At 68.6% G+C, this 20449-nt stretch carries 18 protein-coding genes; 6 read left to right on the top strand and 12 right to left on the bottom strand.

What is annotated here, in order from left to right; translation table 11 throughout:
* Positions 1 to 38 precede the first annotated feature (38 nt).
* The 4 genes from AC6JBM_RS42275 to AC6JBM_RS42260 form a co-directional block, all read right to left on the bottom strand.
* Positions 39 to 572, bottom strand: coding sequence for a hypothetical protein (locus tag AC6JBM_RS42275; protein WP_497979395.1), 534 nt, complete (start codon positions 570 to 572; stop codon positions 39 to 41).
* 131 nt (positions 573 to 703) lie between these two features.
* Positions 704 to 1378: a DUF2637 domain-containing protein gene (locus AC6JBM_RS42270; RefSeq protein WP_497979394.1), complete on the bottom strand. Its 675-nt coding sequence runs from the start codon at positions 1376 to 1378 to the stop codon at positions 704 to 706.
* Positions 1379 to 1720: 342 nt separating this feature from the next.
* Positions 1721 to 2590: a replication-relaxation family protein gene (locus tag AC6JBM_RS42265; RefSeq protein WP_497979393.1), complete on the bottom strand. Its 870-nt coding sequence runs from the start codon at positions 2588 to 2590 to the stop codon at positions 1721 to 1723.
* Between the two features lie 985 nt (positions 2591 to 3575).
* The gene (locus AC6JBM_RS42260; RefSeq protein ID WP_497979392.1) at positions 3576 to 3884 is read right to left on the bottom strand and encodes a helix-turn-helix domain-containing protein; all 309 of its coding nucleotides are present in this window, start codon (positions 3882 to 3884) and stop codon (positions 3576 to 3578) included.
* 285 nt (positions 3885 to 4169) lie between these two features.
* Between AC6JBM_RS42260 and AC6JBM_RS42255 the strand changes: the two genes are divergently transcribed.
* The 3 genes from AC6JBM_RS42255 (at position 4170) to AC6JBM_RS42245 (ending at position 6225) form a co-directional block, all read left to right on the top strand.
* Entirely contained in the window at positions 4170 to 4757 is a 588-nt protein-coding gene (locus AC6JBM_RS42255; protein ID WP_497979391.1) for a hypothetical protein, read from the top strand.
* A 3-nt stretch (positions 4758 to 4760) separates the two neighbouring features.
* On the top strand, positions 4761 to 5417 hold the full coding sequence (locus AC6JBM_RS42250; protein ID WP_497979390.1) for a nucleotidyl transferase AbiEii/AbiGii toxin family protein: 657 nt from the start codon (positions 4761 to 4763) through the stop codon (positions 5415 to 5417).
* 421 nt (positions 5418 to 5838) lie between these two features.
* On the top strand, positions 5839 to 6225 hold the full coding sequence (locus AC6JBM_RS42245; RefSeq protein WP_497979389.1) for a GIY-YIG nuclease family protein: 387 nt from the start codon (positions 5839 to 5841) through the stop codon (positions 6223 to 6225).
* Positions 6226 to 6234: 9 nt separating this feature from the next.
* Here the strand turns inward: AC6JBM_RS42245 and AC6JBM_RS42240 are convergent, their stop codons facing one another.
* The 6 genes from AC6JBM_RS42240 to AC6JBM_RS42215 form a co-directional block, all read right to left on the bottom strand.
* On the bottom strand, positions 6235 to 6636 hold the full coding sequence (locus tag AC6JBM_RS42240) for a hypothetical protein (RefSeq protein WP_497979388.1): 402 nt from the start codon (positions 6634 to 6636) through the stop codon (positions 6235 to 6237).
* On the bottom strand, positions 6633 to 9074 hold the full coding sequence (locus tag AC6JBM_RS42235; RefSeq protein ID WP_497979387.1) for an AAA family ATPase: 2442 nt from the start codon (positions 9072 to 9074) through the stop codon (positions 6633 to 6635). The genes AC6JBM_RS42240 and AC6JBM_RS42235 overlap by 4 nt, the downstream gene beginning before the upstream one ends.
* A gap of 157 nt (positions 9075 to 9231) precedes the next feature.
* The gene (locus AC6JBM_RS42230) at positions 9232 to 11037 is read right to left on the bottom strand and encodes a DUF6884 domain-containing protein (RefSeq protein WP_497979386.1); all 1806 of its coding nucleotides are present in this window, start codon (positions 11035 to 11037) and stop codon (positions 9232 to 9234) included.
* Entirely contained in the window at positions 10962 to 11249 is a 288-nt protein-coding gene (locus AC6JBM_RS42225) for a DUF7669 domain-containing protein (protein WP_497979385.1), read from the bottom strand. The genes AC6JBM_RS42230 and AC6JBM_RS42225 overlap by 76 nt, the downstream gene beginning before the upstream one ends.
* 199 nt (positions 11250 to 11448) lie before the next feature.
* Positions 11449 to 12561 carry a hypothetical protein gene (locus tag AC6JBM_RS42220; protein WP_497979384.1) on the bottom strand — a complete coding sequence of 371 codons (1113 nt, stop codon included), beginning with the start codon at positions 12559 to 12561 and terminating at the stop codon, positions 11449 to 11451.
* 72 nt (positions 12562 to 12633) lie between these two features.
* Positions 12634 to 13602 (bottom strand): phospholipase D family protein, encoded by a 969-nt coding sequence (locus tag AC6JBM_RS42215; RefSeq protein WP_497979383.1) that lies wholly within the window; start codon positions 13600 to 13602, stop codon positions 12634 to 12636.
* A gap of 162 nt (positions 13603 to 13764) precedes the next feature.
* Between AC6JBM_RS42215 and AC6JBM_RS42210 the strand changes: the two genes are divergently transcribed.
* From AC6JBM_RS42210 to AC6JBM_RS42200, 3 genes are all read left to right on the top strand, one after another.
* Positions 13765 to 15669 (top strand): hypothetical protein, encoded by a 1905-nt coding sequence (locus AC6JBM_RS42210; protein WP_497979382.1) that lies wholly within the window; start codon positions 13765 to 13767, stop codon positions 15667 to 15669.
* A 585-nt stretch (positions 15670 to 16254) separates the two neighbouring features.
* Positions 16255 to 17832 carry a plasmid pRiA4b ORF-3 family protein gene (locus AC6JBM_RS42205; protein WP_497979381.1) on the top strand — a complete coding sequence of 526 codons (1578 nt, stop codon included), beginning with the start codon at positions 16255 to 16257 and terminating at the stop codon, positions 17830 to 17832.
* 89 nt (positions 17833 to 17921) lie between these two features.
* Positions 17922 to 18431 carry a hypothetical protein gene (locus tag AC6JBM_RS42200; protein ID WP_497979380.1) on the top strand — a complete coding sequence of 170 codons (510 nt, stop codon included), beginning with the start codon at positions 17922 to 17924 and terminating at the stop codon, positions 18429 to 18431.
* A gap of 299 nt (positions 18432 to 18730) precedes the next feature.
* Here the strand turns inward: AC6JBM_RS42200 and AC6JBM_RS42195 are convergent, their stop codons facing one another.
* Together AC6JBM_RS42195 and AC6JBM_RS42190 are read right to left on the bottom strand one after the other, a co-directional pair.
* Positions 18731 to 20182: a TOTE conflict system archaeo-eukaryotic primase domain-containing protein gene (locus AC6JBM_RS42195; protein ID WP_497979379.1), complete on the bottom strand. Its 1452-nt coding sequence runs from the start codon at positions 20180 to 20182 to the stop codon at positions 18731 to 18733.
* A complete protein-coding gene (locus AC6JBM_RS42190) occupies positions 20085 to 20285 on the bottom strand; it encodes a TOTE conflict system archaeo-eukaryotic primase domain-containing protein (RefSeq protein WP_497986657.1) in 201 nt (66 codons plus the stop codon). The genes AC6JBM_RS42195 and AC6JBM_RS42190 overlap by 98 nt, the downstream gene beginning before the upstream one ends.
* Positions 20286 to 20449: the final 164 nt, after the last annotated feature.

The following is a 20449-nucleotide window of genomic DNA, read 5'->3' as shown; positions in this document are numbered from 1 at the left end:
GGCTCACCTGTTTCCGCACACGCCGACCTATCGGCGGGTCACGCGGCGGCGTTGACGGCGGCGGACCGGTCTTCGCGGACCAGGACGCTCAGCACCTGAACGGTGCGCCGCAGGCGGTCGTAGGCATCTTCCGGCCGGACCTTCACGTTGAGCATGCTGCCCAGCAGGCTTTCGACGAGGGCGATGACCGGTTCAGTCCGGATCGCCTCGGCCGGGTCTCCGCGCAGCCATTGGTTCGCGAAACGGACCGACTCCGCGGAGCCGGTCACGTCGTCCTCGTCCAGGACTCGATCGTGCACGCGGATGCGCTCGATCGCGTCGCGGTCATCGCTGTGGGCGTTGCCGGTGAGCGCGCCGAGCAACCGGACCGCGCGCCGCGCGGCGAGCATGGCCTGCGGCGCCGGAACCGACTCGTCGCGGAGGATGCTCGACAGTTCCTGTACCACCGCAATGATCGGTGCCGACCGTACTGCGAGGTGCCGGGCACCGCACAGCCACTGGACCGCGAACTCGGCCGCCTGGTAGTCGACGGGCGGCTGGGCCGGGGTGGCAAGCGTTGTAGGCGTGGTCATGATGTATCACCTCCTTCCTGTGTGAATTCAGCGCCGGCCTCATGAAGCGGTGGCCGGTGCCGCTGGTACCACCCGCTGGGCGTGGTGCACCGCAGCGGGCGAAGCTGGTGGGCCGGGAGGTGAGGGCGCCGTCATGGTGGTTCCTCGGCGTTGAGGATCCTCAGCAGCGCGGACGCCCGGTTGTTGGAGACGCGGTGGCCATCGGCGCGCAGCTGACGAGCCAGTGCGCCCCGGGTGAACGGGTCGCCGTTCGCGGTCAGCCGGTCCCGGGCGGATCGGGCCGCAGGCAGTAACCCGAGGACCGCGTCGTGGTCCCCGTTGTGGGACCGTTCAGCGGACCGGTCCTGGGAGCCGGTCCGCTGGATGCGCGGACCGTCCCGTTCTCGGCCGGTCGGCGGTCCCGGTTCGTCGACCTGGGACGACGTACGAGGGGACCGGGGATGCTCGATGGCGTCGGTCCGCTCGTCCGGCGGCTTGGCGGTGGTGTGCCCGAGCGCGATCTTCACCATGACCAGGAAGCCCAGCGCTGGGATCGCGGCGGCGACCCAGCCGATCAGGGATGCTTCGGCCTCGACGACCTGCGCGGCCAGGGAGAGCGCTACGGCGCAGCCCAGGACGACCGCGGGAAACGTTGTGGTGTTGCCGGACCGTTTGCGGCGGCGGAGTTCCAGGCCGGATGCGACCGACATCAGTTCGAGGACGATGGCGTCGGCCCAGGCGAGCCACCCGGGCTGGCCGTGGTTGCTGGCGACGTTGTGGACGTGGGTGAAGCTCGCCGGACCGGCGGCCCCGGCGACGACGAACATGATGAGGACCTGGACCGTTCCCTCGACCCGGCCCGTCCGGGACTGTTGGTCCCGCGGGGTTGCGGCTGCTACGTGACCACCCCCGTCCGCAGTGCGGGTCGGACTCGTGGATGGAATGCGGAACGCGGGCGCCGGCTCATGGCGCTGCGGATGTGGACATCAGTACCTTCCGGTAGGGAGAAGTGCGGACGGACAGTTGGGCCGTGCGACGGCGACGGACGGTACCTCTGGCCTCTGTCACGGCGGAGGAGTTTGCACCAGCGCGGTCGCAGTCGCGCGGTTCCGGCGTCGTTGACAGACCGGTGACAGATCGCGGGCCTGGTGGTCGACCGCGGTGGAGCGCTACAGTCCGCGCTCGGTCTGGGAGGGTTGCCCGGCCACGTCCACGAGGCGCACAGGTGCGCCGGGCCGCTGGTGCACCCACCACACCGGCTCGGCCGGGTTGCCTGCGCCGGGTTCGTGCACGGCGGTGGCGACCGGGTAACGCACACCGCAGCGGCTCAACTCCTGCTGCAGATGCCGCTCGCGGGCAGGGTTCGGCAGCCAGAACAGCACCGGCCATACCCGCCGGGTGACCCGCGCCAGATCGGCGTAGCCGTCGAGCTTGTCGACGAGCCGGCTGATCGGCCGCTCTGTACCCAGGTCGAACTCAAGGAAGAACACGGCTGTACGGCCGTTCTCGGCCCACATGCCGTGCCCGTCGGGCCGGGAGCGCGGTGTGTACGCGCGGACGTGCACGTCGTCGTGCTCCTCCACGAACTCGCCCATCCGCTGGCACCGCGCCGCGGACCACCAGCGGACCAGTTCACAGTCGGCGTGGGTGCGCGCGTAGCCGGCCAGTTGGGTGAAGAACCCGTTGACGCCCAACAGGTGCGGCAGGTTGGCGCGGTTCGTCAGGTGCCAGCGCCGGCGCTTCGCCCGGTCCCGGCGCGGCAACTCCTCGCCCCTCTGGGCCGACACGACCTCGACGCCCAACTGAGCGAGCACGTAGTGGTAGGGGTACGAGCCGCCGTCGGCCCGCTGCGGGCGGAACCTGTCCAGCAGACCGAGCCGGACCAGCTTCCGGAGCCGTTCCTGGGCATAGTCCAGCGACGGGAACAGCGCATAGGCGAGCTGGAAGGACGTCAGGACGCCGTGGTCGGCCAGCCAGCCGAGCAGGACGTGATCGCGGTCGGTCAACTGGGACTGGACCCGTAGGACCGGGTCGATCATCAGCAGTCCCCAGTCATGAAGCACGTTCCCTGGGGGAGAGACCCAGACCGGGGGGTCTGTCGCAGCGAAGCGGCGAACGCTGACAGTGGCCTTGTGCTGGGCTGTGAGCTGCCGGACCGGTCCGTTCGGAGGTCCGGTTCAAGGCGGAGGTCAACAGGGACGGCAAGGCCGGCCCCGCAACGGAGGGCAAGCAGATCGGCTGCACGAGAATCTCCTGGTTTGTCGTGAACGGATCCCGTAGATCTGAGGTGCGACGGCGCGCCGCCACCGCGAGGGCTACCTCGGCGAGGAACGGCGCAAGGAGGCGGAGCAACGACGCCGATGCCAGGCCGCCATTGAGCGGGTCCGGCCGAAGACGACCGAGGCGCTGCGACTGCTGTGCCGCTCCAGCCGTGCCGGGAGTACCGCTACGGACGAGACGAGGAGCGGCTGACCGGCGCCCGGCGGCAGGATGATCGGGCGTGGCATGCGCGGATGGCCATCCTGCTGGAGGGAACGCTGACCGGGGCAGCCCACGGTCACGTCGTCAGGTATCTCCGCACCCTCAAACCGGCTTCTGTCAGATTTCGCGGACACCTGTTTGCGAATGTGGTGCAGGACGCATGGACCGCCCGACGGTACCGGCTGAGCATTTTGATGGCGTCGGTGACGGGCAGCTCTGGTATCGGAGCCCAGCGTATTCGTCGTGTCCGGGAGGCGCGGCGGGCTGCTCATGGCCACCGCCACCATAAGATAGAACCGACGGGCCTCCTTGCGGACCGCCTACGCACCCCTATCGGCTCTTGTCAGATTCTGCGAACGCCCCCTCCGCGGGAAATCATCCGCTCGGCCGATGCTAAAATATGCTGTAACGGACATTCGTGACAGAGGTGGCGCCGGTTGCGCCTGCGGAAGCGACGCGGCAGCGTGTGCGGCTGACCGCCAGTGGCGATACCGGGCGCGGTATACCTGCGGAGGGTTTGTCGCGCGTCGGCGTGCAGGCCGATCACCCGGGACGGCTTGGTTCCGCGGCGCCCTCGCGCCGGCGCCGCGCCAGCGTTGCTTCGATCGCATCAGTGAGCGAGGCGATCGGCACGTCCAGCACGTCGGCCAGCACCGCGATCATGGGTCGCCCAGGCAGCCGCGTGCCGCGCTCGTACCGCGACAGCTCGTGCCTGGTGACCGTTGGCCGCCCGGACACCGCGCATACCCGGTCAGCGAGATCGCGCTGACTCATGCCGAGCCGTCGTCGACGGTTCGCGACAAGCACGCCGAAGTCGTTGGCGACGGCGGTACCGATGATGAGCTGCTCCATCGACGCTCCTGCAGGACGGCTGGACGTCGATGAACGCTCGCCTTTCCGTGAAGGTCAAGTCGTCAGCCGGGTCGGGTGACCAGGGATGCGATGAGTGTTGCGAGCCGTGCGGCGTGCATGTCGAGGTTGGAGCGACGTCGGCTGTGCCGGGCCAGTTCGTGCAGGTGTACAGCGTCGTGGCGACGCCGGTGAGCAGTCGCCGTGCTGAAGGATGCGCAGGGGCCGCGGTGATCAGACCGTAGAGGCTGCCTAGTGCTAGGCCTAGTGGTTGGCTATCGTTGGAATGTGACCTCGGGATACGACCTCAGTCGTGTCGACTCGCTCGGCCGGCGACGTGCTGAGCTTCGTGCCGAGCTCCGGCGCGTGAACGACGAACTCGACGCCGAGGTCGTGAAGGCCGCTCCGCATGTGTCCCAGGCGGAACTCGCGCGCCATAGCGGTCTGACCCGCGAATCTATCGCCCAGAAGGTGCTGCCGCCGCACCGGCGGTGGAAGCGCGGCGCGCGAGGAAGAGGCCAGGCCGCACCGGCGCCTGCCCCGCCCGCCGACTACAGGCCGTACGGTGAACGGAAGCCGGTCGTCGTCGCGGACAGCCTCTCCCAGCTGGTCGGGCCAGTGCGCGGGACGGTGACGCTCCCGAGTCATCTCGACTGGTCCGGCCACGCAATCTACGACCTTGACGACCCCAAGCGGTTGGTCACCATGTACAAGGTCGTCCTGCAGGAGGCGCAAAGCGTCGACGACCTCGCCACGTGGCTGAACCGCGAGAGGCTCGAAGCCGAATGGGCCAGCATGTACCTGCCGCCGAAGGTCCGCCGGCTTTGGGAAGCTCGGTTTCCTCAGCTCGGTCACGCCGGTGCCGGGCAGCGGTAGCCGGTGCATCCCTTCCACGAACGGCTGGCTCGCGTCGGACTCGCGGCCGCGGATCGGTACGGTTTCGCTTTGGCGGGCGGCTATGCTGTGCAGGCGGCTGGCCTTCTCGACCGGCCCAGCGAAGACGTCGATCTCTTCACGGCGTGGAACAGGACTGACGAGTTCGACGACGCCGTCGGTGCAGTCGTGAATGCCTATGACGGCGACGGCCTTCATGTGGCGGTCGAGCTTCAGCACGCTGGTTCCTTCGCGCGGCTTCGTGTCACCGACCCGGTGGACGGCAGCAACGCCAAAGTCGAGATGGGCGTCGACTGGCGAGCGAACGACCCGGTCCGCATGTCCATCGGCCCCGTCTTGCACCCCGATGATGCCGTCGCGAACAAGATGTGCGCCCTCTTCGGCCGCGCGCTTGCTCGGGACTTCATCGACGTTGACGCCGCTGCTGAGTCCGGTCGATACAGCCACGAGGATCTGCTGTGGCTGGCCCATCGAGCCGACAACGGGTTCGAGCCGCGCATGTTCGCCGACGCGCTCGGGGCGATCGACCAACTTTCGACCACCGACTTCGCCGAGTACGGGGTGACTGGCCGAGCGCTGGACAATCTGAGGGCTCGGTTCGCAGAGTGGCGCGTCAAGCTGATCGACAACGACCAGTTGTAGCGCGCAGGTCCACTGTGGATTCGGGCGGGCTCGACGCGTGCTCCGCCGTTTCTGGACACCACCCCGGCGCCTTGGACTCGGACCGCCCGGCTGGACCAGAATCCGGACAAGGCCGCACTAAACAGCACGCTCAATACTCGTAAAACCGGACATGGCTCGTCTTGAAATCGGAAGTATTGAGTCCAGATCCTGCAGTTGGCTGCTTGCTGGTCCATCGGCCGACGCTCGTGCTCTTGCGTGCTCGGAGAATCCAGGTTGGAGCCGGATCCTAGCGCTCGACACAGGCAGTGACGTCGTCGGCTGGGCGGCCGCGCCACTATGGGCGGACAGCCAACGCGTCGACGACGGCGTTGTAGGTCGTCCAGCGTCGGAGCTGGTGCGGGGCCAGGGCTGGCTGGCGCGACGCCGCTACGGTTGGCTGATGCCTGACTTGTCGTACGGCGATCTTCTCGCTGATTTCTCCGACGCTCAGCCGTATACGCCAGAAGTCGCTGCGACCGCACGCAGCTCGGCCGGCGTGCACGTGGTGCTCGACCGGAATCTGGTCGTCTACGTCGGCTCGACGGGCGACCTGCGGCGCCGGCTCCGGCAGCACCTGACCGGCAACCGCAGCTCCTCGGTGCTGCACGACCAGGTCGGCCAGCTCCTCGATACGCCGGACCACGCTGCCTCGGCCGGCGAGATCGCGGCCTGGCTGGGGCAGTGCACGGTCCGCTGGTACGAGACGGACAACCCGGAGGGCGTGAAGGAGGCATTGGTCCTAGCGCTGAAACCGCGCTTCAATCGGCGCGTGCCGAGCCAACGGTGAAGAGGGCGATCAGGCGTCGATCGCGGCCGCGCCGGCGTTGTCGAGGTCGGTGATGACTGCTGCCACGACTTCCCTCAGCCGGTGCAGCTCGCCTGCCGTCAGGCCGAGTTCGTAGCAGTGGTGGTGGCCCGCGCGCGACAATGCCCACCAGGCGTAACCGGCGCGGGTAGCGGTGCCTCGGCCGGCGTATCGCTCGAGGACGAGGAACTGCGGCGACCTGGCCTGTACGGCGGCGATCTCGGGATGGCAGCGCCGCCAGTAGTTGTCCATGGCTGATTCCAGTGCCAGCCGGAGCAGCCAGGCGCAGGCGCGCGGCCATGCGCCGCGGGCACCACGAACGACGCTGGTGAGTAGCCAGTCCGCGGCGTCGAGGCAGTCCTGGGGCAGCGTGGTCGCCTGGCCGGTTGTCATCGCAGTTCCTCGGCAAGCCGCCGACTGTCGCGGACGAGCCTTTCAAGGTCGAACGTCCCGGGGCGGTGAACGCCCTCCTTGCAAGCCTTGAACGCATCACCGGCCCACCTGCCGTACTGGTTGAGCCGGTTGAACACTTTGCTGCCCTGGTGCATGTCGCCGAAGAGCGCGAGAGCGGCCAACTGGTTCAGCGTGAACGCTTTCTCGATCAGTTCCTCTACTTCCCCGTGCCGTTCGCCCCGGGCGATGAATTCGCGCCGGATTCGCTCGTGACAGGCGGCCTCTAGCGCGGAGCGACAGAAGCCGGAGACCAGCGGGTAGCGGGCGTTGTCGGCGAGCTCGTCGGTCTTGAGTATCGCTGTGGCGTCGTTGAGGTACCGTTCGATTGGGTCGCTGTTCTTGCGGATCTCCACCTCAGACTGATCGCGGCGGGTGACCGCCCAGATGGTGGCCTCTATCCGCAGCCGGCGGACCGCTTCGGGCAGCCGGTTGTCATGGGTGAAGACAATGACCTGCCGGGTCTGCGACAGGCTGGCCAACACCCGGGCCAGACCGTCGACCTTCGATGGGTCCATGCTCTGTACCGGGTCGTCGATGATGACGAATCGGAACGGGCTGTCATCGGCACAGGCGCGCGGGAGGAACACCGACAGGCCGAGCGCCTGGAGCTCTCCCTGGCTCATCACGGCCATCGCAGAGGTACTGGTGCCGTCGACCCTGGCCGGGAAGGAAATCTTGCGACGGGTGTTGGCGCCGTCGAGCCGCATCCCGCTGAGCTCGACGTTGCTCTCCTGGCGTAGCTCGTCCCAGATTTCCTGGGAGCGCTGGGCGAACGGCTCGAACCGCTCGTCGCGCAGCTGCGCGATCGCCGGCCGCAACCAGTCCCGAGCGGCGTTGACCCGCTTCAGCTTCACCTCAGCCTCGCCGGAGGTGCGAGCATGCGTCGACCACTCCTGCAGCGCGGCGCCGTGTTCTCGCCAGGCGTCGTGGCGCTGCCGCAGCCAGGCACTCGTTAGGTCTTGCAGCTCGGCCAGCGCCGCGAGCAGCGGCGGATAGGCGGTACGCAGGTGCGTCGCGAGCTGGTCGGCACGTAGCTCGTCGACCTTGGCGCGGAACCGCCGTACCGCCTCTGGCTGGTCGAGTGCGCCCTCCACCGCTGCGAGATCGTCGAGGCTGACCCGTGCGTCGAGGTCGAGCAGTCGTGCGGCTTGGGCCCGCACCTGCTGCAGTCGGCGGCTGGCCTCCTCCATAGCGGCGGTGTCGCGCTGCAGCCGATCGAGGGTTTCCCCGGCGGTCGCGCGCCAAGCGGAGTCGAGGGTGCCGATGCCGCAGACCGGGCACGGGCCGTCACCGTGCTCGTCGTGGAAGCCGACCGCCATCCGCAGCAGCTGGGCCGCACGGTCGGCAGTACCGGCATGGGTGGTGGCGAACTCGGCGACGCGGGCCGTCGCGGCGGCGAGCTCGTCGGCCAGACCAACGGCATATTCGGCGTCGGGAAGTGCGACAGCGACGAGACGGCGGGCCGCGACGGCGACCGGATCGGTGGTGTCGTTGCCGGCGTCGGCAAGCAGCTGGTCGAGGGCGTCGAGGTCGGGGGCCCGCTTGGCCAGGATGGCGGCCGCTTCTTGGGCCCGCTGGTCGTCGACGTCGGCCAGCGCCGTACGTAGGCGCTCGCGCGCCGCCTTGACGACCGCGATCTCCTCGCTCAGTTCGCGGCGAACCCGCATGAGCCGCCCGTCGGCGTCGGTCAGTGGGGTCATGCCGAGGATTGGCGCCAGCGCGTCGAAGAGCCCACTGGGCTTGGAGGTGACGAGTCGGCCCAGGTCACTCGCGGTGAGGAACGGGCGATATGCCTCGAGCGGCTGTTGCCACCCCAGCTCGGCGGTGGCCGTGTAGCGCTGCCCGTCGTCGGCCAGGATGCTGCCCACGCCTTGGTCGGCCTCGGTGTGCTCCTCACGCCAACTGCGGCGTACCCGGATGGGCTTCGCGGCCCCGTCGGCGCGCAGCTGGACCTCGATCTCGCAAGGCGACCCGTGGTGAAGGTTGCGCCAGCCGTCCTTGAAGACACTATTGCGCTCGGCCCAGCGCGCACTGTCGCCGGTGAGGGCGAGCTCGACCGCCTCGGCATAGCTCGACTTGCCGGAGCCGTTACGCCCGACGACGAGCGTCAACCCCGCGTGCGGCTGCAGCCGCAGACTCTGCTGTGGCCCGACGCCGCGGAACCCGGCGACCGTGACGGAATCCAGGTAGACCTGCTGCGGTCGCGGCCGCATTCCGGGATCGCGGGCCGGAAGGTCAACCGGCTTGCCACCGAGCACACCGTCGAGGGCGTCGTCGCCGACGTAGGCCCCGAGGACGAGATCGACTACGTCATCGGCCACATCGTCCTTGGCCAACCGATCGAAGAGCTGGTCGAGCAGCGACTCATCCTCGGCCATCCGCGTCTCCTTTCACGGTCAGCGAGCGATTCCGTGTCGAAGACCGACTTGCATGACCGTATGGAGCCGCGACTGGGAATCGAAGAGCCGTATCGGCTCCGTTAACGGGCGTTCGGCTCATTGACTCCGGCTGCCAACGTTGCCCTAATTGCCGGAATCACATTCGTCCTGCGCGCTGGATGCCCTGCGGGCAGACGCTAGCCAGCGGGCAGCCGCCGCAGTCCGGCGTCCCCGGCCCGCACCAGCGCCGCCCGGTGAGCCATGCTGGATAGTCGAGCTCACCGGGACGTTCGGGGTGCAGCCACCGCGCCACCTCGACCATATGATTCAGGTCATCGACTTCTGCGAGGCGGGTGCGAGGGAAGACTCGACGTACGTGTACGTCGTAGGCGATGTCACTGCCGGACAGATCGCGAATCTTCACGCCCAGGTCGCGGTGGAGGATTTCGACGGCCATGGCGGCCTTCTTCTGCCCGATGCCGGGGAAGCGTCGGAGGCGCGCGTTGAGTTCGACAGCCCGTGGTTCGTCGCGCCAGATGCTGCTGGCGTCGCCGTCGTATCGCTCAAGCACGATTCGAGCGGCGTGGACAAGCCAGTCCGGCATGATCTTGACGTATCGGTGCAGCGCCGACGGCTGGGCGACCGCGTCGCGGATCTGATCCGGTTCTGCGACGAACCGCTTCGGGTCGAGATGGCCGAGTCGCTGCCGCAGGTCGTACGGCGCCCGCCAGGCGCGCTCGGCCGGAATGCTCTGGTCGAACAGGACAGCCAGCAGGAACGCGAAAGGATCAGCAAGCAGGAAGTCGTTGGCGTCGACGTGCGGGGTGAACGCCGGCTTCGTGTCGGCCCGTTCGCTACGGTGCTCCCTGCCGTAATGCAGCAGCGCCGCGACGACGGCCTTGGCGGGCGCGTTGTTGCCCTCGTCGGCATGAGCCGGCGCCGGAGTGTCGGGCAGCGCACCGCGCACCTGGCTGCGCGCCAAGGCGTATGCAGACCAGCCGAGGACGTCATCCTCAGTCATGCAGACGGCGAGCCCGTCGCGCGCGTACGGTCCGCTGACAACCTCGCGAAACGGCAAGAACGCGAAGGACGCGTACAGCGCGGGAACGGCTCCGTCAGCCGCGATCAGCTGACCGGCGCTGTCCTTGAGCAGACTTGCCAGCTGCCGGTTCGTGCCGTACTCGTCGGTGCCGGCAGCTTCGGCGACCGGCTCTCCGTCGATCCAGACGACGAGCCGTCGTCGCGTCCGGCCATAGGCGGGCCGATCCGCGGTGCCGATGCGGATGGGGCGTGGCCCGGTGGAGTGCGCCACCGTCAGCGTCCAACCGGCGTCGTAGGACTCGATCTCGGCTGGCCACTGGTAGGTGAAGGCTCCGCTCGAGGTTGGACCGTCGATGACGGCAAGGCTCGATCGGGTGGACAGGCCCGGCTCGTGCTGCCGGTACCAGGACAGCTGCCGACCGAGCGAGAGCCCCAGCAGCGGCCGTCGTACCTGCGCCCCGGCCTCCGTCAGCAGCGACGCGACAGCGGTGGCGTACTCGTCGCCGGCGTGGATGTCGATGACGAGCCCGCGGAGCGATGGTTCGGCGGTGAGGAGTTTCGCCACGACCCACTGTCCCCACGCGCGCCGGTATGCGCTGCTCTGCTGCGTAAGCGCTGTGTCGTACGGAGTCAGCAGCGCGTCCGGCCGGATCAGGCCGTGCTCGGCGCTGAGGATGTAATAGCGATCGGCGTGCCGCTCGGCGTAGGCACGCCGGTACGTGAACAGCGGCGAGCGGTACAGGTCTCGTGCCGGAGCGGGACGATCCAGTTTGGTCTTGACGCATCCGATGAGCGCGATGTGCGCCCGCGTGCCGTCACCCGGCACCGTCGGCTCCGGGGCGATCGTCAGGGGCATCCGGACGATCGGGGTGGCGTCGTTGCGGACGTCGCTTTCGATGAGCCGGTACCGGCCGTGCGACACCCGAACCAAGGGTGTGCCGCAAGGACTTGGCGGGCCGCCGGTGGCATCGCGCGCGTCATGCCCTGGATCACTGGTCCCAGCGAACCGGGCTGTCGACCCGGATCGATGCAGCGTACCCCGTCGATCAACTCCGACCGGTTGAACTCAGGCGACTGGGCCGAAAGTTCCCGGGCTACCCGCAGGATGAGCTGCCACGCCGGTGCCGCGCTCACGGCGCCGTCCTCCGATTTGTACGGTCAGGTGCCTGCTTTCCGCCATGTCAAGATCGAGACTGCGGGTAGCACGAGCTGACCCTAGGTGCGGGCGCTGGTCGCTGGAACGGCTGAGTCGGCACGGCGGGGCGCTGTTCGGCTGCCTTGCGGCAACGCGCGGGGGGCGCCGGGCTGACAACTGCCCGATGGATTCCGCGACTCAGGCGGATGCGGCGGCGCGCTGGAACGAGACCCTGGCCTCGGGGAACGCGTCGCGCAAGGTGATCAGCGTCGGCTCGGTGGCGCGGCCCCAGATACGGCGCACGAGCCAGGTAGCGCCGTCCTGCACAATGGCGTGTTCCGTGAACCACGCCTGCACGTTGACATCCGGGTACTGTCCGGCCAGCGCCGCCTGGACCGCCTCGTCGGTGGTGTGCTCGCCGTCGAGCCGGCGAAAGCGGCCGGGCGTCACCTTCGTCGCGATCGCGGTGGCCGGCACGCCGCGCTCGACGAGGCGTTGGATCATCAGGCGTACCGCGTGGCGCTTGTTGAGATCCTCCGAGGCTTGCCCGTCGACGATGATGTGGTACCTCGTCCAGTCGCGGCTGTCGCTGCTGTGGCGCTCCTGCGTGGCCGCCTTCTGGGTGGTCCGGACCTGGTAGTCGCCGGCCTCGGGCAGCGGAATGACCTGCTGGATGTCGAGCAGAATCCGACCGTCGATCGCGTATGGGATCAGGCGGACGCATCGCACGTCCATGCCGACGAAGCGGTTGAGCCACAGCACCGTGGTGGTCAGCTCCCGGCCGAAGTCCGCCGACACCAGCATGATGCGGACGTCGGACGAGATGACCGGGCTCTCCTCGGTGGCGTCGAGCCACGCGAGCAGCGCCGACCGGGCGTCCGTGTCGCCGTCCGGAGCCGTCGCGGCCAGGTGCGCCTCGTAGGTGGACACGACCTCCTCGAAGCCCATCGCGGCGATCATCGCCGCGTACCGCAGGGCCTGCAGTTCCATGTGCCCGCCGTCGTCGGTCCGCTTGAGTTCGATCACCACCAGGTGACCCACCTTGTCGATCGCGAGCAGATCGATGCGGCGCCGGGAGTTCTCCCAGTTGCCGAACTCCTCGGCGATGACCAGCAGATCCGGTGCCAGCACGGCGATGTCGTCGCGCAGCAGTCGTTGAAGATCGGCACGCTCGTAGATGCCCAACGCCGCGAACTGTGCCGCCTCTTGCCGGCGGAGGCCGTGCTCACCGATCTCGTACAGAGGCATGGTTTCGCTCCTGGTTTCGTATGAGGACGACCGTTGGCGCGGTGGGATGCCAAGGGACCGCACTACCCCGAAACGGCAACTTCGCGGTAGCGAAGTAATCCGTCAACCCGCCGGGGACCGTTCGACGCGCCCGGTTCACTCGCCGTGGCCTGCGTCGCCGGCCGGCCACATGCGGTACAGCGCCACGGCTGCTCGGACGTCGAGCGGGCGTTCCCAGTCGATCGCCGTGCCGGTACCGGTGATCGTTGCTCGCACGTCGGAGAAGCGGTAGCGGGCGAGCTCGGGGTCGCGGACGAGGATCGCCACCGGTCGGTGCTGTTCGCTGCCGGGAACAACGCGGACTACCTTGGACGGGCCCCACGCGGTTGCCTGCCCGACGGGTTCCTCGCGGTCCGACGGGTTGCTTACCAGGATGACGTTGTGGCCCGGCAGGACGATGCCCTCGTCGCCATCGTTGAGGTGCCACCACTCGACCTCGGCGCGCCGCCCGTCGTCCTGAACGACGTGCTTGTACTCGGCTTCGGCAGCGGGCGACAGCGGTTCGGCGACAGGGGTGGACATCCCGACCCACAGCGGCGCTTTCCGGTCCAGGCGTGTCCCACGCCGCCGGCCGCCGCCCTGACGCGGTTGCTTCGGCTCGCGGTACAGGGTCCGGGCGCGCTGCAGCCACGCGGCATCCACCGGATCGGCCATCCCGACCCACCGATCCAACTCGTCGCTGATCGACTGGCAGCAGTCGTGATCGTCGGTGGTGACGACGGCTTCGATGAGTTGGCTGTTGGCACGGTCGGAGATGTTGGCCGACCCGACGATCGCGGTGCGGGCACCGTCAGCGCCTTCCAGGAGCACGACCTTCGCGTGCAGGCCGGGCAGCGACCACACGTGAGCTCCAGCCGACAGCCACGTCGCCAGCGCGTCTGGATGCGTCGAACCGGCAGCCAAGGCGTCATCGCTGCCGTCTACGACCACCGTGTCGTTGACCGACAGCGGCAGGATCCCGGCTGCGTTTCGACCGGCGAAGGCAACCGCCACTCGTCGATGCGCCGCACCCGCAGTCAGTGCGCACAGCCGATCCCATACGTGCTCGCCGCCGATGAACGTCACTGCATCAGTATTCCAACTCGTGTTCCATCATCGAACCCTTGAAATCCGGCGCAAGGCACTGTCGTAGATGGCGACTGGCCGCGGGAGGCGCTGTTGCTTCGGCTGGGACGGGGCCCTGGACCTGCTCTCTATGACTACCCATGACCTTGCGATAGTCACGCCATGGTATTTGGGATCGGGCAATCGAGTTGGCTGGATGAACTGCAGGACGCGTCGACGTGGACCGACCGTGCCCCTTGGTGGGCTGCTCTGCATAACATCGACGTGCTGGTGGCACTGACCGAACTGCAGGCATGGCTGGATCACGACCGGCCCTACGGTGGGCAGCAGAAGTCGGGCTGGGTGTCGGTCGTCGACGACCTCCAGCACGCCGGCACGTTGATCGGTCCTGCCCTCCGGGACGAGCTGGAGCCGGAGCTGGACGTGCTGTTGAGCGCTGTCTCGGTCGTCCCAGATGCTTTCGAGAAGGACCGGACGGCGGTTTCAACGGCGGCCGGTGCTGCCGCGTCGGCCGCCGTGCTCGCGGTGCGGTCGAAGATCTCCACGTCGGCGGCCGCGGCGGCCGCCTGGCGGGATCTCGCGGCGGACTGCGAAGCATCGGGCACGGAGTACGACCTGCTGGCGCACCGCCGGGATCTCTTCTGGCGCATCGTTGAGGCCGCCGGCATGAACCGACGTGAGGTCGCGTCCGCGGTCACCGGGATTGTTGCGAACCGGGCCAGGAGTGTGTTCGAGGCCCGGCGGCGTGTCGGCGACACCTGTGCGGATTGGCCCGGCCCGCTCGAACGGGCGGACCTTGAGGAGAGCGATCGCCTGGCGCTCTGTGCCCGCTTCATCGCCGCGCCGCCCCGAGTGGCCCGCCATGTGGTCTGGGTCGCCTTCGACAAAGCGCGACTTCCCACGGACAGTGTTGCATTCGGTGCGGTGACCTTCTACTGGGGCGATTTGATCGACGGCTTGGTCCGGGCGGAGAGGTTCACGGACCCGAGATTGCCGGCGGAGTGGCGGGACGCCGGCTCCTGGTTCATCCCCGTCGATCTCGCGGAAGGGGCGGACGTCGTCTACGCGCGGGTCGACCTCGGCCTGGCCGCCATCCCCAATGCGCCGGACAAGGCGTTGCGGATGGCGGAAGGCGCTGTGGCGCTCGGCAAGTTCTACGGCGGAGACACCCGAAACTGGACCGCGATGCATGGCTTCCTGCACTTCCAGGACGATCGCCTGTCCGGCGTTTCGCCGTTCGTGGCGGCCTTCGAAGTGCCGGAGCGGAGTCTGAACATCGACTACACGGGTGCCGAGCTGGAGGCTCGGAGCAGGACGGTCGGCGCGCACTGGACGGCATCAGACGGTGACCTGTCGGTGCTGGTGGACGCTGTCCGTATCTGGCAGAGCGTCGCCGATCAGCAGCCGCCGGCCGCACTCGCGCAGTACGTGCAGGTGATCGAGCACGTGGCCGCCCGCGTCGACCAGTTCGCCTGGTACGACTACCTGCAGATCGTGCTGCGGAGGCGTTGGATTCGTGGCGTCATTGAGGATGACCTCGGCAATATGCTGCTGGCGACGATCCACATCCTGGACACGAGGTCCGGCCTTGCCCCCTCAGCGGTGAAATCGCTGCAGGCGCGGGTACTCGAACGGCGCGAGGGCGAGCAGATGGTGAACATGGTCGAAGGACTCTCGGCCCTGCCGGGGATCGGCGATGCGCTGTCGCCGTTCACCCGCACGGCAAGGCAGGTGCGGTCGCTCTTGCGCCGGCTGGCGTCTCCGGCCGCGATTGCTGACCTCGCGGACTCGATCGACGAAGGCTGGGGCCGCGCTCGGGTCCGGTTGCAACGCGTGAGGAACTGCATCGTGCACGGCGGGCCGGTCACGGCGGCCGGCGTCGGGAGCGTCCAGCCGTTCGCCAGGCAGCTGGCGGCAATGTCGATCAGCACGTGCATCGCCGGTCTGGTCGGTCCGGGCATCGTCGAAGAGCACGCCGAGCGGAAGCGGGCCGCCGAGGACTGGTTCGCGGGACTCCGTAGCGCGCCGAATCCGACCAAGGCGCTCTATCCGCCGTTACAGCTGTAGGCGCGGCCCGGTCGACACCTCCTCACCCTCCGGCAGGCGTGCAGTTCCGGCATACATGGTTAGGAGCACGATGCCTATGCTGTTGCTGGTCTTGCGCATTTCGTGGGCTGAGTAGCCGCTGGGCTTCCGGCCACTTCAGGAAGGCGGCGAGGTCTTCGAAGGAAGAGCCGTAGGCCGGCTCGGCGGCGATCTCGGTCAGTGTGGCGCTCCCCAGTGGTGTCCGCACAGCGGAGCCTAACGACCGGGTACGACAGTTCTCGGGCGGCATGGCTTCCCAAATGCCGACCGTCCACAGTGGAATCGTCGGCGCTCAATACGTGCTCCGCTGTTCCTGGACCCCGCCCCGCGATCCTGGACGCGCCCGATGGTGCGGGACGGAAATCCGGACAAGCTAGCACGAAATAGAACCGGTAATACTCGTAAAAACGGACATAGCTCGCCTTGTAATCGGAAGGTTGGGTGTTCAAGTCGCCCCATCGGACCCGAGCTGAGGTTTCTCAGGTTCGCCCATGGTGTGCAACGTTTCGGCCTGCAGGCGCGAGTCGCGCGCGAGCACCATGGCGGCGATCCTCCTATGCTCTCCCGATGACTGTCGCGCTCATCCAGGACGCCGTCAACTGCACGATCATGGTCCGTGCCAGCCGGCTGGCTGATTGGGTGGGCGCCGGCCGGCCGGTGACCGCGAAGGGGGTCCTCCGGCTGGTCGACATCTCGCCCGCCGCGGCAGCCATGGGCGTGGAGGCTCCGGAGAAGGCTCGCACCGCCGCCGACATCGAAGTGCTCCACCGGCCATGGATCGCAGCCCAGGCCATGGGACTTGTGGCGGTCGGGGCGGCCCGGGCCACGGCGACGGCCGGCCCGGTCGGCGATCAGCTGGAAGCGTGGTGGACCGCGCTACTCGCGGTACTGCGGGCGGAATCTCACGATCGCCGCGCCGAGGGTGCGGTCGTACTGTGCCGGACGCTGCTGAAGGTCCTGGAAGGCGAGCCACAGGTCGACGAGCTCGAAGACATGGTCGACGAACGACTTCGTGCGGAGGACGTGTGGCAGTTCGGCGCGGTCTTCGAGGCGTTCCGCCGAGGGGTGATGCCCGTCGAGGGCGGGCTGGAGGTGCTGGCCGAGTTCGGGGCCGTGGACACCGCGGCGCGGCTGACGTCGCTGGGCCGGTGGGCGAGCGGGCGCTTCGCGGCGACTACGTCACCATCGGTCTCGCCGGACCTGTCGGCGTCCGAACTGCTGACCAGGCTGGCAACCATGTCCGAGCAGGACCTTCTGCGCCACGCGCAGCGCTGGCTCGCCGGTCGGGACGTCAACGAGGCCGTCGCGGACGTTTTGATCGCCGCTGAGGCTGGGACGCCGGCGGCTCGGGTCGCCGGGATCGATCTGGTCGGCGCGCTGGGTGAGTCGATGCGACCGGTGTGGCAGGCAGCGCTCGAACAGCCGATGCTCGCCCCGCACGCTCGTGCGGCCCTGGCCACCTGGGATGCGGCGGAGGATCAGCCGGAGCCGAGCGAGGCGGACCGGTGCTGGCTGGCCGTGGAGTACGCGCTCGCCGTCGAGGATCTCGAAGAGGCGTACTACCTCGTGCAGGACTTCGGCGGCATGGCGGTCGTCGACGCGAGCGGCCATCCGGGCGCGCCCGGACTCCGCGACGCGCTCATCGCCGCCGGGCGCCCTCGCCAGCGCGTGTACCAGCTGAAGATCGTCCTGTCCGACGTCAGGCCACCTGTGTGGCGGCGGCTGCGCGTACCGGCGTCAATCCCGCTCGACGTCCTGCACTACGCGATCCAGACCGCCTTCGAATGGGACGACAGTCATCTGCACACCTTCGAGGCCGACCGGCGCCGCTATTCCGATCCGGATGTTGCGCTCGACGAGCACGAAGACGAGTCAGATGTACGGCTGGCAAAGGCCATGCCCCGCGAAGGCGCCACGATGACGTACGTCTACGACCTCGGCGACTGCTGGGAGCATCGGATCACGGTCGAGAAGATCGACGAGCTGGAGGAGCCGGACGCGGCTGTTGCCATCACGTGTACCGACGGCCGCGGTGATGCTCCGATCGAAGACTGGCATCCCGAGGACGGCGACGGTACGACGCCGTTCGACGTGGACGCGATCAACAAAAGGCTGGCGGCGCTGCTCGGCGTACCGAATGGATAGCACCTTCGTCGATGTGTTGGACTGTTGGAATGAGCCCGAAGAGTCGCGGGCGCCCGGCCGGCCGGGGCAGTCCGAAGGCTCGTCGTCAGATGCCCGCGCGTTCGCTGCGGCCCTCCGACCGCCTCGTCCGGGCCGCCCAGGATCTGCTCACATACACCGATCCGCTCGAGGCCGAACGATGGGCCTCCGGCTGGCTCGGCCAGGCCTGGCTGGCCGCACCGCTCGGCGCTGGAGCCCCGACGCGGTCGCGATATTCCTCGCCGACTGGCTGCCGGCGGAAGGCGTTCCTCGACGCGGACGGCCGGCTCGCGCTGCCCGACGCCCTCCGGGGCTGGTTGCGGTTCGCGCTGGAGCGCCGTGGGGTGGCCGACGAGTGGATCACGCCGGTGACCGCCGCGGTCGACACGTGGCTGCCGCAGTTCGAGCACGCGGTCGATGACGAGACGTCCTGGGGGCCGGCGAAGCAGATCGCCGCCGAGCTGAAGGCCCGCGGCGTCGACCCGCGGGACTCCGACGCCGTCGACGAGGTGATCGGCCGGCTCAACGCCGAACACATCGCCAACCGGCTCCGTGACTCATCGGGTGGCTCCTCACGCTGACAACGCCGGGCACGACGAGGTGCCGCCGAGCGCGTCGACAACATCCGCGCCCAGATGGCCCGGCGGTGGGACCGGGCCTTTCACGCGGGTCGATCGATGGCCGGGATACTCTGCCGCATGAGCGGCAGGCGATCGCGATCCTGGACCTTCCGTTGCCGTTCCACGGGCGGATGGACCAAGCTGCGCCTGGAGCACGCCCGCAAGCCGAGCCTGCTGGACCGCCTCGAACGCGCCGGCCTCATCGCTGGCACCACCGGGAAGACGCCGACATGAGCGCAGTTCCGTGATCTCGGCACGTGTCATGCCCTGGTGAAGCCGAGCGCGCGGTAGCCGGGCAGGCGGCGTTGGAGCGAGGCGGCGAGAATCGGGACGGCCCGGTCGTGGTAGTCGTGGACCTCGGCGACTTCCTTGCCGGGCGCGGCGCGGATCACCCGGCCGGCGCACTGGACGAGCAGCCCGTCGTAGGAGACCGGCGCAGCCAGGAACAGCGTGTCCAGTGCAGGTGCGTCGAAGCCTTCACCGATGAACGGCGTGGTACCGACGACTAGTACCCCATCACCGGCTTTCGCGTCGGTGAGCAGTCGAACAGTGGCGCGCCGGTCGCTGGTGGACATGTTGCCCTGCAGTACGAGGGCCTGCCGGCCGTGCGAGGCGAGCGCGGCGGTGAGCGATTCGACGTGTGCGACGCGGCGGGTGAGCACCAGGCAGTTGCGCCCGCGTCGCAGAGCGGCGGTCACGTCGGCGACGACCTGAGTGTTGCGTGCCTCATCTACGGCGAGGGCGCGGTGCGCCTCGGCGATCGCGGAGGGAGCGGACGAATCGGCATCGTCGGCGCGGAACTCGAAGCCGGTCTCGTGCACGTACAGCAGGCGCCGAGGCCCGGCATTCGTGCTCAAGGCTTCCAAGAGCGTCCCTCGATCGTCGTTGCGGGGTGGCTCGTGGGTGATGGTGTGCCGGACGGGTCCGAGCTGCCAGGTGACGAGTTCGCCGAGTCCGTCGCGGCGGGTCGGGGTGGCGGTGAGGCCGAGCCAGAACTGAGCGGCCATGCGCTTGACCGAATGGTCGTATGCCGCTGCCGCGAGATGGTGGCATTCGTCGACGGTGAGGTCGTACCCGCGAACGAACCGTGGCGTGTCCCAGGTGGATTTGCGCAACCGTTGCAGCTCGTAGAACTTCGGGTTGGCCATGGAGGCCGCGTGCTTGAACGTCGACAGAGCCGCGGGAGTCAGCTGGGTCGCGTCCAGGCTCAGCGGGGCGCCGAGCTCGGCGTGCACCACGACAGGTAGCGGCGGATGGACCCGGGTCGCGTCGGACCTGCTCAGGGCGGCGACTTCCGCGCCGACCACCGCCCGTTTCGCGCGGCGCGCGAGTCTGGCCGCATCCCCGGGGCTGAGCCGGTCGAGGGTCGACAGGAACGCCCACTGGTCCTCGTAGGGTTCCAGCGTGGCCAGGTCAAGGAACGCTGCCAGCCCGTCCTTGCGGCGCCGGCCCTGCAACGGGGCGGCGATCAGGTTGCCGAAGCCACCCTCGGGCAACACGTCCTGGTTCGGGAACAGCCGGTCGTACGAACGCAGGTCCATCGAGCCGCGCAGTACCGTGGCCCCGTGGATCAATGCGGTGCCGACGGAACGGGCGACGGCGGCTGAGATCGCTTCAGTGAAGAACACCCATACGTGTGCATCCTCCGGCGACCGCGGGCATCCATCCTGTCGCGCCGGTCCTGGCGTTCTCCCAACGCACCGCGTACACATCGGCCCGAGCCCGGAAACGGTCGGCGTAAAGGGCCAGTTTCTCCGCCACCGGCGATGCCATGCCGACGAAACCAGGCGGCGCGACCGCCACGGACCTGCTCAGGCGCTGGGACGGTGTCCTCGCCACGCAGGTCCAGCAGTCGCGCCAGGCGCGCATTCTCGGCCCGTAACCGCTCCAACTCCCGGCGAAGCCGAGCAAGATCGCCGCCCGCGGAGATATCGGCATCCACGGCAGGATCGTCGCATGCGGCTCCGGGCGAGAACTTA

Source organism: Dactylosporangium thailandense (assembly GCF_059739745.1).
Note: the sequence above shows the minus strand (reverse complement) of the source record. Positions and strands in the feature narration are given on the sequence as shown.

Excerpts from the sequence above, each read along its gene's own strand:
- AC6JBM_RS42195 (WP_497979379.1), bottom strand. The coding sequence starts at position 20,182 with ATGTGTACGCGGTGCGTTGGGAGAACGCCAGGACCGGCGCGACAGGAT.
- AC6JBM_RS42265 (WP_497979393.1), bottom strand. The coding sequence starts at position 2,590 with ATGATCGACCCGGTCCTACGGGTCCAGTCCCAGTTGACCGACCGCGAT.
- AC6JBM_RS42245 (WP_497979389.1), top strand. The coding sequence starts at position 5,839 with ATGCCTGACTTGTCGTACGGCGATCTTCTCGCTGATTTCTCCGACGCT.
- AC6JBM_RS42200 (WP_497979380.1), top strand. The coding sequence starts at position 17,922 with ATGCCCGCGCGTTCGCTGCGGCCCTCCGACCGCCTCGTCCGGGCCGCC.
- AC6JBM_RS42240 (WP_497979388.1), bottom strand. The coding sequence starts at position 6,636 with ATGACAACCGGCCAGGCGACCACGCTGCCCCAGGACTGCCTCGACGCC.
- AC6JBM_RS42235 (WP_497979387.1), bottom strand. The coding sequence starts at position 9,074 with ATGGCCGAGGATGAGTCGCTGCTCGACCAGCTCTTCGATCGGTTGGCC.
- AC6JBM_RS42210 (WP_497979382.1), top strand. The coding sequence starts at position 13,765 with ATGGTATTTGGGATCGGGCAATCGAGTTGGCTGGATGAACTGCAGGAC.
- AC6JBM_RS42205 (WP_497979381.1), top strand. The coding sequence starts at position 16,255 with ATGACTGTCGCGCTCATCCAGGACGCCGTCAACTGCACGATCATGGTC.
- AC6JBM_RS42275 (WP_497979395.1), bottom strand. The coding sequence starts at position 572 with ATGACCACGCCTACAACGCTTGCCACCCCGGCCCAGCCGCCCGTCGAC.
- AC6JBM_RS42260 (WP_497979392.1), bottom strand. The coding sequence starts at position 3,884 with ATGGAGCAGCTCATCATCGGTACCGCCGTCGCCAACGACTTCGGCGTG.
- AC6JBM_RS42270 (WP_497979394.1), bottom strand. The coding sequence starts at position 1,378 with ATGTTCGTCGTCGCCGGGGCCGCCGGTCCGGCGAGCTTCACCCACGTC.